At 65.9% G+C, this 13,188-nt stretch carries 8 protein-coding genes and 1 tRNA gene; 8 read left to right on the top strand and 1 reads right to left on the bottom strand.

From position 1 onward, the window contains the following. Nucleotides 1-209 precede the first annotated feature (209 nt). From GGQ80_RS11690 to GGQ80_RS11675, 4 genes are all read left to right on the top strand, one after another. Nucleotides 210-356 carry a hypothetical protein gene (locus GGQ80_RS11690; protein WP_183984976.1) on the top strand — a complete coding sequence of 49 codons (147 nt, stop codon included), beginning with the start codon at nucleotides 210-212 and terminating at the stop codon, nucleotides 354-356. Nucleotides 357-777: 421 nt separating this feature from the next. Then, nucleotides 778-2,241 carry a hypothetical protein gene (locus GGQ80_RS11685; protein ID WP_221364349.1) on the top strand — a complete coding sequence of 488 codons (1,464 nt, stop codon included), beginning with the start codon at nucleotides 778-780 and terminating at the stop codon, nucleotides 2,239-2,241. A 66-nt stretch (nucleotides 2,242-2,307) separates the two neighbouring features. Then, complete coding sequence (locus tag GGQ80_RS11680; protein ID WP_183984972.1) at nucleotides 2,308-4,170, top strand: hypothetical protein; 1,863 nt, start codon at nucleotides 2,308-2,310, stop codon at nucleotides 4,168-4,170. Between the two features lie 63 nt (nucleotides 4,171-4,233). After that, entirely contained in the window at nucleotides 4,234-5,607 is a 1,374-nt protein-coding gene (locus GGQ80_RS11675) for a class II 3-deoxy-7-phosphoheptulonate synthase (RefSeq protein WP_183984970.1), read from the top strand. A gap of 42 nt (nucleotides 5,608-5,649) precedes the next feature. Here GGQ80_RS11675 and GGQ80_RS11670 read toward each other — a convergent pair whose 3' ends face one another. After that, on the bottom strand, nucleotides 5,650-5,916 hold the full coding sequence (locus GGQ80_RS11670) for a hypothetical protein (protein ID WP_183984968.1): 267 nt from the start codon (nucleotides 5,914-5,916) through the stop codon (nucleotides 5,650-5,652). Between the two features lie 805 nt (nucleotides 5,917-6,721). Between GGQ80_RS11670 and GGQ80_RS11665 the strand changes: the two genes are divergently transcribed. The 4 genes from GGQ80_RS11665 (at nucleotide 6,722) to GGQ80_RS11650 (ending at nucleotide 12,521) form a co-directional block, all read left to right on the top strand. Then, a complete protein-coding gene (locus GGQ80_RS11665) occupies nucleotides 6,722-7,777 on the top strand; it encodes an acyltransferase family protein (protein ID WP_183984966.1) in 1,056 nt (351 codons plus the stop codon). Between the two features lie 131 nt (nucleotides 7,778-7,908). Continuing rightward, complete coding sequence (locus tag GGQ80_RS11660) at nucleotides 7,909-10,329, top strand: glycoside hydrolase family 31 protein (protein WP_183984964.1); 2,421 nt, start codon at nucleotides 7,909-7,911, stop codon at nucleotides 10,327-10,329. Nucleotides 10,330-10,390: 61 nt separating this feature from the next. Then, a tRNA-Glu gene (locus tag GGQ80_RS11655) sits at nucleotides 10,391-10,466 on the top strand. A 99-nt stretch (nucleotides 10,467-10,565) separates the two neighbouring features. Beyond that, nucleotides 10,566-12,521 carry a DUF6538 domain-containing protein gene (locus tag GGQ80_RS11650; RefSeq protein WP_183984962.1) on the top strand — a complete coding sequence of 652 codons (1,956 nt, stop codon included), beginning with the start codon at nucleotides 10,566-10,568 and terminating at the stop codon, nucleotides 12,519-12,521. Nucleotides 12,522-13,188 lie beyond the last annotated feature (667 nt).

Raw genomic sequence — 13,188 nt, 5'->3', positions numbered from 1 at the left:
CATGACGAGGGTGGGGAAAAACATCGCGCGGGCCGCTATCATCGGATGGGTAAGCGTGCAAGCTTCCCGCCCTCTAGGCGTATCGCGAATAAGCCTACCAACTCCCTGCCGATGCGTCAATTTAGTCGCCCTTCGTATTGTGCGTGACCGATCGGTTGCGCGACTGGCCGACCGAGCGTTCCCCGCCTCGAGGAGAGCCGAATGCTCGCGTGGAGCATACAGCACGTCAGGGTGTCGTTTTCGGGCGGCATTTGGTCTTCACCTACGGGCCGCCGCCGGCATTCCGCTTTTACCGCTTCGACCCCACGACCTATGGCTGGGTCATTACCGCCGACCTGCTGATGACGGGCCTGTAGCCTGCCCCCTCCTCGTATCGCGGCGCCCGGTGGTGCTTGCAACCTACGCTCTGCCGCTGGTGATGTTGCCCTGCCGCTCTGCCGCGCGAGTAGTCGCTGCGCTGCTCGCGCTCACGGTGGTGGCGCCGTTGACAGCACCGCTAGCGATCGGCTTCCTCGCGAGCTGGATCGGAAGGACGATGGCAGGGCACGATCGATGCCAAAGCGTTTGTGCTCTTTGCCGCATTGGTGTGGATCGGCTTGCGTGGGCATCGGCCGGCGCCAGACGCGCATTCGCGCAGCGCATGGCCGCCCGAAGACCGCAGGGCACTTGGCTAGCCGATTGGCGCAAAAGCCTCTAAGCCGCCGCGCCATGCCGCCGAGCCCGACTTCCTATCAGCGCCTGTTGAACCGCGCGATCGATCTGCTGGGCTCGCCTCTGGTGCCAATCGGAGGTGCGCTCCTGCTGGTCCTTGCCGCCAAGCTTTATCTGATCGCCATAGCGGGCAATCCGACGCCGTTTTGGGACCAATGGGGCGGCGAGGCGATCGACCTTTTCATCCCCTATGTCGATGGCCGGCTGACACTCGCCGACCTGATTTCGCCGCATAACGAGCACCGGATCTTCTTTACCCGGCTGTGGGCGCTGCTGGTGCTGGAGCTGGCCGGCAACTGGAACGTGCTGGCGGAAATGATTGCCAATGCACTGCTCCACCTCGGCGTTCTCGTGCTGCTCGCCTGGCTGCTGCGATCGCTCATGGCGCAGGCACCCTGGCTGATGGCGCTGTTCCTCATCCTGCTCTTCGCGGTGCCGTTCGGGATCGAAAACACGCTGTGGGGATTCCAGTCGCAATTCTATTTCGTCCTGTTGCTGTCGGTGCCGGCATTGGCGCTGCTGGCCAGTGCCGCCGCCCTTTCGGCTCGGTGGATGGTGGGGCTCGCGCTCGCGATGGCAGCCTATTTCGCCATGGCATCGGGGGCGCTGACGCCGATCGGCGCGGCCGCGGTGCCGATCGTTCAGATGCTGATCGGTGCGCGGCGGCGGACGCCGCGTGAGGTCGCCGGGGTCGCGATGCTGATCGGCACAACGATCCTTGCCATCGCCGTCACCACCCTGCCGCCCGACACCGGCCATTCGCGCGCGCAGGACATCGGGCAGTGGTTGTCGGCGTTCAGCCGCGCCGCCGGATGGCCGCTGCGCGGAATTATCGTCGCGCCGATCGTACTCAATGCGCCGGTCCTGCTGCTGCTGTGGCGGCTTGTCCGCGACAAGGTCGAGCCCCGCGACGCCGCCTGGCGCCTGATCGCCATCGCGGCGTGGCTCGCGCTGCAATGCGCATCGCTCGCCTATGGTCGCGCCGCGGCGGCGGTGATGTCGCGCTATCTCGATCTGCTGGCGCTAGGCGTGATCGTCAACGCCGCCGCGCTGGTGCGGCTATCCGCCGATGCCGCCGCCGGGCGGGCGCAGGTGGCCGCCACCGCCGGCTGGACGGCAATCGTCGCCGCACTACTCGCGCTGTCCGCCGCCGTGACATTGCCACGCTTCTACCTACTGGACCGCGCCGCGGCACAGTCACGAACCGAGGCACTGAGCCTGTTCATCCGCACCGACGACGTGCGGGCGTTCGTCAGGCCGATGTTCTGGGCGCCGACCCCCTTCCCCGAACGCCTCGCCGCGATCGTTCGCCGCCCGGAGATCGCAGGCCTGCTGCCCGACCAGTTCGGCGTCTCGCCCGCCGTTCGCAGCGCGACCCGTCAACGGTTAGCGCTGCACGGCGGCCTCGGCCTGTCACCGGCGACGACCGCGCGGCTCGCCCTCTATGCCGCAGCTGCGCTATTCGCCGCGGTCGCCGCACTCTGGGCGGCCGCCGCCAGCTTGCGCCTCGTGTATCCGCCCCGCCCCTGATCCGCCTCAAGGACCGTCATGCCGCCTTCCGCTTCCCATCGTCGCGATACGATCATCGCAGGCCTCGTGGTCCTGGCCACCTTCCTGTTAACGATGCCGCAGCCGATCATGCCCGGCATGGGGCTCGACAACGGCTGGATACTCGCCGCCGAATATGCGGCGCGGCATGGCGCGCAATTCGGCCACGACTTTGTCTTCACCTATGGTCCGCTCGCGGTGCTCTCCACCCATCTGTTCGACTCTGCGACCTATGGCTGGGTGATGGCCGCTGACCTGCTTCTGATGGGGTTATGGCTGGCGCCATTAATCCTGTCGCGCCGCCCCGTCGTCATCGCGGCCTATGGCGTTGCGCTGCTGCTGGCACCTTATGGACCCGACGCACGGCTGACCGGCGCGCTGTTCGCCGCGGTAGTCGTCGCGCTCGCTAGGCCCGGCTATTGGATCGCCGCGGTTGCCGCCTTCTTCGCCCCCCTCGCGCTCGCCAAATATTCGTTTGCCCTCGCCGCGTTGCCGCTGCTGATCCTCGTCGACCTCTATTACTTCGCGGTCCTCCATCGGTTGCCGGTCGCGCTGCTGTCGTTCCTCGCCATGCTCGCAATCTCGCTCCTCCTCACCGGCCAGGCGGCAAGCGGCTGGCTTTCGGGCGCTGCGGCGGTAGGCCAGGTGATCGGCGGCTATTCGGCGGCGATGTCGATCGAGCCTGGTATCGCAAGCTACGGTGCGATGGCTGCGATTCTCGTCACCCTCTTGCTGGTCTTCGCGATGACCGGCTGGACGCTCGCCAAGCGGCGACTGGACGCGCGTGGCCTATTCGGCCTCGGCGCGCTAGCCTGGACATCGTTCATCGCCTTCAAGATGGGCTATGTCCGCGCCGACGCCCATACCGTCATTACCTGGAGCGCCGTCGCGCTTCTGCTTCCGGCGCTCGCCGCCGACCTCGATAGCCGTCGCCGCCTCGGCCGGCCGGAAGCCGCCCGGCTGATTGGGCTCTGCGTCCTCACAGCGCTCGGCACCATGCTGTTCGCGATCAAATTCGACGCGATCGATCCGCCTAAGGTCGCACTGACCAAGCGAGTGTCGGTCTGGACGGCCGCCCCTAGCCGCAGCCTGGTACTGTTTACTCCCAACGGCTGGCAGTCGTTCGCCGACCAGCGCGCCGCAGCGCTGCGCTCGCTCGCCCGCCGCTTCCCCGCCGCCGTGACCGGCAGCGTCGATGTCATCCCCTATGACATCGCCCCCGTCATTGCCTCGGGCCTCGACTATCGCCCGCGGCCGGTGTTGCAGAGCTATTCCTCCTATACCGCGCCGCTCCAGCGCAACGACGCGCTTTTCTTTGCCACGCCTACCCGCGCCCCGCAGACGTTGCTGCTCGCCATCGGCACCGACATCGACCACCGCCTGCCAACGCTCGCCACCGGCCCGTCGCTGCCCGTCATCGCCGCAGGCTACGACATCGTCGGACGCCACCCTCTCGGCTTAGTCCTGCGACGCCGGACCACGCCACGCGGCGCCGTCACCGCTGCCGCGGGCTCCGCCGACTTCGCTACCAACACGTGGGTGAACCTGCCGCCGCATCGTTCCGACCAGATGGTGCTGGCCGCGATCGACCTCGACCGCACGCTCGTCGCTCGTCTCGGCAGCCTCGCCGTGCGCGAGCCGATCGTGTTCATCGAGCTTCGCTTCGCCGACGGACGCAGCGCCCATTACCGCTTCATCTCGGGCATGGCGCAAGTCGGCACCGTTCTGTCGCCGATGTCCCGATCCGCCTTGCTCGCCGACCTCGACGCGGCTGAGGGCACGTTGCTTCCCGGCACTCGTCCCGCAGCCGCCGGCGACGTCGCTGCCTTCCGCATCGTGGCGGATGGCGTCACCCGCATCGCCTATCCGCGCGGGCGCGCGACCTTCTCGACTGTCTCTCTGGCGCAATGACCATCGGTTGCACCGCCGGGCGATTGGGCGCATGAGGCCGGGCCGGAACGAAGGAAGGTAATCATGGCCGCGAACTGGGCCCCCGACAGCTGGACGAAGCACGAGGCGCGCCAGCTGCCCGACTATCCCGATGCCGCTGCGCTCGACGCGGCGACCGACACGCTGCGGACCTATCCGCCGCTGGTCTTCGCGGGCGAGGCGCGCAAGCTGACCGACGAGCTGGCACAGGTCGCCAGCGGCGACGCCTTCCTGCTCCAGGGCGGCGACTGCGCCGAATCGTTTGCCGAGTTCCACCCGAACAACATCCGCGACACCTTCCGCGTCATCCTGCAGATGGCGGTCGTCATGACCTTCGCATCGAAGCTGCCGGTGGTGAAGCTCGGCCGCATGGCGGGCCAGTTCGCCAAGCCGCGCTCCGCACCGATGGAGTCGATCGACGGCGTCGAGCTGCCCAGCTATCGCGGCGACAACGTCAACGACATCGCCTTCACTGCCGCCAGCCGGGTTCCCGACCCGCAGCGGATGATCCAGGGCTATCTGCAATCGGCGGCGACGCTCAACCTCCTCCGCGCCTTTGCGCAGGGCGGCTATGCGAACCTGCACCAAGTCCATCGCTGGACTCACGACTTCATGGGTCGCAGTCCCTGGGCGAAGAAATACGCCGAGACCGCAGACCGCATCGGCGAGGCGCTCGAGTTCATGGCCGCCTGCGGCATCGATCCTGAAACCGTGCCCCAGCTGTCGCAGACCAGCTTCTACACCAGCCACGAGGCGCTGCTGCTCCCCTATGAGCAGGCGATGACTCGCCAGGATTCGCTGACCGGCGACTGGTACGACACTTCCGCGCATTTCGTCTGGATCGGCGACCGTACCCGGTTCGAGGGCTCGGCCCATGTCGAGTTCCTGCGCGGGATCGAGAATCCGATCGGCATCAAGTGCGGGCCGAGCCTGGAGCCCGATGCGCTGCTCAAGATGCTTGATACGCTCAACCCCGGCCGCGTGCCGGGGCGCATGACGCTGATCACCCGCTATGGCTATGACAAGATCGAAGCCGCGCTGCCTCGCCTCGTCCGCGCCGTGACGCGCGAGGGGCATCCGGTGGTGTGGAGCTGCGATCCGATGCACGGCAATACCGTGAAGGCGGCGACCGGCTACAAGACCCGACCGTTCGAGCGGATCCTTGCCGAAGTGCGCGGCTTCTTCTCGGTGCACCGTGCCGAAGGCACTCATGCCGGCGGCATCCATGCCGAGATGACCGGCCAGAACGTCACCGAATGCACCGGCGGCGCGATCGACGTGACCGAGCAATCGCTCGCGGATCGTTACCACACCCACTGCGACCCACGCCTCAACGCGGGCCAGAGCCTGGAGATGGCGTTCCTGCTCGCCGAAATGCTCAACGCCGAGATGGCCGAGCGCAAAAAGGCCGCTGCCTGACAACGATGCCCCCCCCATCAGGGGAGGGGCGCCGCGCCGAAATCACCCCTGCCAGGCCAGGTAGCCGAGCACCGGCACGCCGATCGCGCCGATCATCAGGCACATCTCGACGTCGACGAATCGGCGCAGTCCCCGCGGCTTCGGCGCGGCACCATCCGCCTTGGGCTCATAGCCGACGCAGAGATCGAACCGGCGCGAGAAGAAGCTCGCCAGCTCGCTGCGCAGGTAGCCGCGCACCGCTCCGTCACGATCCTGCAGGACGATGGACCCCGACCGGCGCTCGCCGGCATCCGAATCACGACATGCCATGGTGGCATTTCCACTTATTCGAGTGCGCGAGCCGGCCGCCCGCAGAAGTGATCGAACAAGACCCCGAACCCCAGCGGCACGCCGCCCGAGGTTCGGGCTACACGCGTGCGGCGAGTTGCCCGGCGTGAGCGCGGAAACGCGCGAATGTCGCGATGGCGACCATGACAAGAAGGTGGCCCGCGGCACACGGCAAGTCAAGCGATTGGCGGATCTTCTCTCTTGCGTTCAATGCCTTGAAGTCAGATCGCCGATACAGCGACGGTGGATCTCGTCGTCGTGCCGCAGAACTTGACGATGCGGCTCGACGGCGTCGTGATTGATTGATCGCCGGCGTCCGGCTCAACAAGTCCGCAACGGCCCCAAGCATCGTGGGTGATCCTGCATTAACTCCATCAGTCCGTCGGCCTGGGCCGATCGACGCCATACTGTCGACCGACAGACGGTCTGAAACTACAGCAAATATCGTTAACGCCGATTAGATCAATGTTCTCGCCGCGTTCTGGTGTTTTCGATTAAGTGATGATATTTGCCTTGTCGGCAGAAACTTGAAGCAGCACGTGATCCCAATCGTGAATGCTCGGGGCGATGATATGCCCCCATGCCTGTCGCCCTTGAGAGGCGATATTGCGAGCCGGAGAGGTCGCTTTCACAGTGATCGGGTTTCGGGTGCGTTCTGACGGGCGGCATCGAAGCCGGGCATCATCTTAGCGGATGCGATCGGTGACACGCAGTGCGGTCACCGGCCGATGATGGCGCCCCCCCGAACACATAAAGATCGATCGCTTTCTGGGACATCACGATACGCATGACGCAAGAATTGCCAGAGACATCTGCCGAGATGCCTCAACCCAGAACGCGAGTCGTCGGGTTGGATGCCTTGCGCGGCGGTGCCGTATTCCTCGTTGTGTTTCACCACGTGCTGGTCTTCCTGGGGGGCAACTGGTTTCAGGTTCCGGCATGGCTCGCAACGGTGAATTGGGCGCTCGGCTTCGCCCGGATGCCGACGCTTCTGCTGCTGTCGGGTTTTCTTGCCCAGGGGATCATGAAAGCCTCGCGCGGGCGGATATTTTGGCGGTGCGCCAATCTGGCGTGGCTCGTCCTGCTCTGGACACCGGTCGTTCTGCTGTCGAAGTCGACGGGTGAGACTATCGGGTTGCCCGACATCTTGAGAGAAATGGCGAGACCGAACACCGAGCTATGGTTCCTCTGGGCTCTCGTCGTTCTCGCCTTCATTCCCATCGTCGTCCGGGCGGGCGTGTCGAGATATGTGCTGCTTGCCGTCTTCTTCGCCCTGTCGACGGCGCTATGGTCCGACTATCTTCGACCGTCCTTCTTCGCCGCCGAGCAGATAGGTCGATACGGGATGTATTTCGTCGTGGGCTGCCTGTTCCTCGATGATCGCGCCATGAAGGCGCTGCACAGGCGATCGGCCGCCTATGGCGTCGCCCTGCCCCTGATCGGGCTCGCCCTCCACCTCGCTAAAGCCGGCGGGGGCGGCAGCCTGACCTATGCGCTGCTGTCGATCCCCGAGGCGCTGTGCTTCGCCCTGGGCGCCGTCGCGTTGGTGTCTGCCATCCCGGCCGACTATCTGGTCCGCACGCCGATCGCGCGCCTGGGACGGAATACCTTGCCCGTCTATGTCTGCCATATTCCGGTGATCATGGGGCTCACACTGATCGACCTCAGCGCCCCCGATGCATTCAGCCCCCTGGCGGCGCTGACGGCGGCTGTCGTGGTGACGATGATCTGCCTGGCCTTCCAGCGGATCGCGAACGCCTGGGGATTGGCGTTCCTATTTCACGTACCGCGCCGCCTTCAGGCGCGCGTGAACGGTTGGGTCGAACACCGATGGGCGCGATAGCCCGCGACACGCTGCCTACCCCCTCTCCGCCTCATACGTATGCACGGTGGCGGCACCCACTGGCCCTCACCGCACACCGCCTCTAGCGTCGCTCGACAATGGCGCCGACCGCGCCGCCCGGGAGGATCGACATGCGCTCTATCATCGCCACCTCGCTGATCGCGCTTGCCGCACCGCTCACCGCTGCCGCGCTGCCGACCGCCGCCATTGCGCAAGCCGCACCCGCCTATGAGCGCAGCATCGGCGGTACGCTGACGCGCATCGACGCGATCGCCCCCGACATCGTCCGCATACGCGTCAGCCGCACCGGCGCCCTGCCCGAGGATGCGAGCTGGGCCGTCCTTCCCGCGATGCGCACCGCCCGCGTCGCCGTCACCCAAGCCGCCGACGGCTTCTCGACCGCCGCGATGCGGGTCCGCGTCGATCCCGCCACCAGCGCGATCAGCATCGCCGACGCCGCCGGCAAGCCGATCCTGATCGATGCCGCCCCGCCAAGCTACGACGGCCAGCGCTTCACTCTCAACAAGCGGCTCGGCGACGGGGAGCATATCTTCGGCCTGGGCGACAAGACCGGCCCGCTCGACCGCCGCGGCCGCAGCTTCACGCTGTGGAACACCGACGCCGGCATCACCGAGACGCGCGATCCGACCTACAAATCGATCCCCTTCTATCTCTCGGTAGGCGGCGAGAGCGGCGCCTATGGCGTGCTGCTCGACAACACATGGCGCAGCTGGTTCGACTTCGGCCATCGCGCGGCGGGCGTCACCAGCTTCGGTGCCGACGGCGGCCCCATCGATTATTACGTCATCGCCGGCGGCACCCCGGCCAGGGTCGTCGAGCGCTATGCCGACCTCACCGGCCATCCCCCGCTGATGCCCAAATGGGCGTTCGGCTATCAGCAATCGCGCTTCAGCTACATGAGCGCCGACGAGGTACGTTCGCTGGTCGACCGCTTCCGCGCCGATCGCTTCCCGCTCGACGTGATGTGGCTCGACATCGACTATCAATATTTCGCCCGGCCCTTCACCACCGATCCCAAGACCTTCCCCGACATGGGCCGGCTGGTCCGCGACGTCGGCGGCAAGGGCGTGAAGATCGTCGCGATCACCGACCTTCACATCGCCAAGGCCCCCAACCGGGGCTATGCGCCCTATGACGAGGGGCTTCACCAGGACCGCTTCGTCCACGCCGCCGACGGCAGCGTCTTCGAAGGCTGGGTGTGGCCGGGGACGTCGGTGTTCCCCGACTTTACGCAAGAGGCGTCGCGGCGCTGGTGGGGCACGCTTTACAAGGATTTCGTCCGTGACGGCGTTGCCGGCTTCTGGAACGACATGAACGAGCCGGCGCTGTTCAACGTGCCATCCTCGACCATGCCGCTGGACACCGTCCACCGCATCGACGGATCGGGCTTCGCCCCGCGCACCGCGACCCATGCCGAGGTCCACAACGTCTTCGGCATGCAGAACTTCCGCGGCACCTATGAGGGGCTGGAAAGGCTTCGCCCCACCGAGCGTCCCTTCGTCATGACCCGCGCCACCTACGCCGGCGGCCAGCGTTGGGCGGCGACCTGGACGGGCGACAATTATTCGAGCTGGAGCCAGCTGCGCCTCGCCATCTCGATGACGCTCAGCCTCGGGCTGTCGGGCTTCGCCTGGACCGCGAACGACGTCGGCGGTTTCGGCGGCGGCCCCAGCGCCGATCTCCTCACCCGCTGGTTCCAGGTCGCGACCTTCATGCCGATCTTCCGCGACCATGCGACCAAGGGGTCGCCGCCGCAGGAACCCTGGGTCCACGGCACCGAGCAGGCGGCGATCCGCCGCGCCTATGTCGAGGAACGCTATCGCCTCTTCCCCTATTTCTATGCGCTGGCGGAGGAGACGCACCGCACCGGCGCGCCGATGATGCGGCCGCTGTTCTACGATCATCCCGAGATGGTGAACGCCCCCTGCGACACCGGCGCCAGCTTCGCGCTCGGCCGCGCGCTGGTGATCGCCGGCAACGCATTCGGCGAATCCCCGGCGCCCTATGACGCCTGCCTGCCCAAGGGCCGATGGTTCGATTACTGGACCGATGCCGAAGCGACCACCACAGTCAGAGACAACGGCCCGTTCGGCAAGCAGGACGTCGTCCGCCTGACGCCGCGCGCCGACACCCTTCCCGTCTTCGTGCGCGAGGGCACGATCCTGCCCAAGCAGCCGCTGGTGCAAAGCCTGTCCGACACCCCGGTCGGCCCGCTCGACCTGCACGTCTGGCCAGGCCCGGACTGCGCGACGACGCTCTACGACGATGATGGCAAGGCCGATCCCGCGACCCGCCGCGCCTATCGCCGCCAGCACGTCTCATGCACCGGCGCCATGGGCGGCAACCGGGTAACCCTGGCGTTCGCCGCGGCGCAGGGCGCCTATCGCCCCTGGTGGCGCGAGATGCGCGTGACGATCCACGGCTGGCCCGCCACCAGCGCCAGCCGCGGCACCGTCGACACCGCCCGGCACACCGTGACGCTGACCCTGCCGGCCAGCACCAGGCCGAGCCGGATCGTCATCACATCCTGACGAAGTAACCGCTTGACGCCCCACCCCCCACCCCGTAGACGCCCGCCTCTCGCTGCTAAACGGCCCCTTCGTCTAGCGGTCTAGGACGTCGCCCTCTCACGGCGAAAACACGGGTTCGAGTCCCGTAGGGGTCACCACTTTCGGCCTTTTCTGGCGGAAATTGGCGGATTTAGGCTCAATCTATCGACGCTCAGCCCACCCGGTGGTACAAAGGGGTGGTACAAATGAGGGTTCGTGTGGCGGGGCTGTATCGTCATCCCAAGTCGAAAATGTGGTGGTTCCGCATGGTTGTGCCGGAACGCCATCGGCTTGCCGCCGGCAGGCGCGAGTGGAAATACTCCCTCGGAACCACCGACGAGAACGAAGCGCGTCTTCGGCATGCCGAGAAGCTGGCGGAAATCCGGCGCTACATGGCGGGCCTCGATGCCTTCGCAGCCGCATCCATCGGCGAACAGGCGGATCAGGTCGTCGCGAAGGGCATGGTGGCGCTCGCACGCGCGAACATCGCGCATCAGGCGTCGTTCGACCTCCACTTCGACATGGCCCGCGGTATCGATAATGTGTCCTACGGGATGCTGAAGTTCCTTAGCCTTCGGGTCCGGCAGAGTTGGGGCGGTAAGCACGCGCCCGCGGCAGAGCGCCAGTGTCGGATCATGCGAGACACCGATCTAGAGGATGATCGTCTCGAGTTCGTGACCGATCTGCCGCCTCGGCTGGGATCGGCCTTCCCCGCGCTCGATCATCGCAAGCTCGCCTCCGCGCAGATCGAGGCATTCGAAGAACAGCCCAGCTATCAGGGCGCTGCGTTCCGCGAGATCGCCCGCGGGCTTCTCGCTGCGCGCGACTGGAAAGCTGCCGCATTCGAGACGCAGCTCGTCGCCAACGCGGCGGGCGAAGCGCTGCCGTCGCACGGTGTCCTGTTCGACGCGGTTGCCGAACGCGTTCTGCGGCGTCTGGCGGAACACCGCTTTACCCATTGGCCGGAAGATGCCGAGCTCGTCCTCAACCCCATGACGGCGGCTATGGCCGCCCACCTTGTCGAGCAGGACGCGCCTGCCCCGCAACCGGCCGTTCCAGACGCGCCCGATCGCTCGCTGGGGGCGCTATACAAGCTGTGGCGGGACGCGCGTCGTCTCGGGGACGGCGAAGCGCGGAAATCTGCTGACGAGTGGCTGCTTGCCGTCCGGCGTTTTGAGGAGCTGATCGGCCCGAAGCCGGTGACGGCGATCACCAGCGGGGACATCCGCACGTTCCGCGATCAGTGCTTCAACCTTCCAGCACGCGTGGAAAAGAGCATCAAGAAGCTCCCTGCCAGGGAACAGATCGCCCTCGCTGCCGCGAAGAAGTTGCCGACCCTGTCGGCGCCGTCGGTCGGCAAGCAGGTCGCGGCGATCAAGGCGCTCCTCGCCGTCGCCAAGGAATACGAATGGGTGCCCGTCAACGTCGCGCAAGGCATCAAGGTCGATGGTGCGCGGCATACCGGCACCGAGCGCGACCACTTCAACGACGAAGAGATGGCGCTGATCTACAATTCCCGGCTGATGACCGATCCGGACGCCTGTTCCGACACCATGTTCTGGATCCTGTTCCTCGCGCCCTTCCATGGCTCGCGACCCGGCGAGCATTGCCAGCTCAAGCCGAGCGAGATCGTGCAGGACGATGGCGACTGGATCATGCGCTTCCGCGCCGATCGCCGGCCGCAGCGGGGTGTCGACGGCGGTACCATGCCCGTCCGGCATCTTAAGACGCTGCAGTCGCAGCGAGACGTGCCGCTCCACTGGATCGTTCTGGAGGGTGGCTTTCTCGACTTCGTCGCAGTCCAGCAGGCCCGGCGCTCACCCTGGCTTTTCGACGACCTCAAGCCCGCGAAATACGGCGATCGGTACACCTATCTGTCGCAGGCCATCAATCGCGAGCTTCGCCGACTCGGCATAACCCAAACGGACAAGGCGTTCTACTCCACCCGGCATAGCATGAAGCGCGAAGGCCGTCGTCGCCGGATCCCCGAGATGAACTTGGCTCAGGCTGCGGGACACGCAACGAGGAACACCGGGGAAGCCTATGGACAGGGCGTACCCCTCGACATTTTAAAGGCCGACATGGATCGGCTCGAATTCCGCAGCGTGCATTGGGATGCTGTCGTCCACTGCGCCCGGGCACGCGTAGATCGCTTGAGGGAGCGGATGAGGTGAGTAGGTCATCGGCGCTGCTTCTTTAGCCTGATCATACAATGGATGGTCAACCACGCTCTCGCCATCAAGGAAAGCGGCTGTCTCGCTCCCCCGCCTTCCCACACCGAGCGATAGTCACTACATCGGCGTCATGGCCGAGGCGTGATGGCGCCTCGATACCGCCCGGGGCAGGCGGATCTTGTGGCCATGGCGTGTCGGACGTCGCCCATCGACCGGTCCCCAGGCGAGTGGGTCGGTAGCTTCACAGCAAGGCCGCGGCCTTGCTGCTGGAGACAATCGGAAAGGGGCCGGACCTTCTCCTCAACCGCAGCCTTCGCGCTGCCGCTGATGGAGATGCTTCGTGATCGATTTCCCGCAATCCGCCCGTGAGCGGGTTACCGCCCCAAGCCCGGCGATTTTGAGCTCGGCCGAGGCCAAGATTTGGCCTTCCCCAAAAATGGGCGATAAAAACTCAACGACGGTATTTGGCGTCGCCGACGCCTTGGATGGGCCCGACATTTGTAAACCCATTTCTGTGGAACCTCCGGGTTTCCTCAAAAAGGGGAATAAAAAGTCATGTCGCGGTTATTACAACGACTTAGCCCGAGCCGCGCTGGCCCCTAGCCGAGATCCAGCGACATCGTGCCGGGGACCGTGCGCCCGGCATGGAAAAGAGCAGCAAGTCGTG

The organism is Sphingomonas jinjuensis, assembly GCF_014197105.1.
GTDB lineage: Bacteria > Pseudomonadota > Alphaproteobacteria > Sphingomonadales > Sphingomonadaceae > Sphingomonas > Sphingomonas jinjuensis.
Note: the sequence above shows the minus strand (reverse complement) of the source record. Positions and strands in the feature narration are given on the sequence as shown.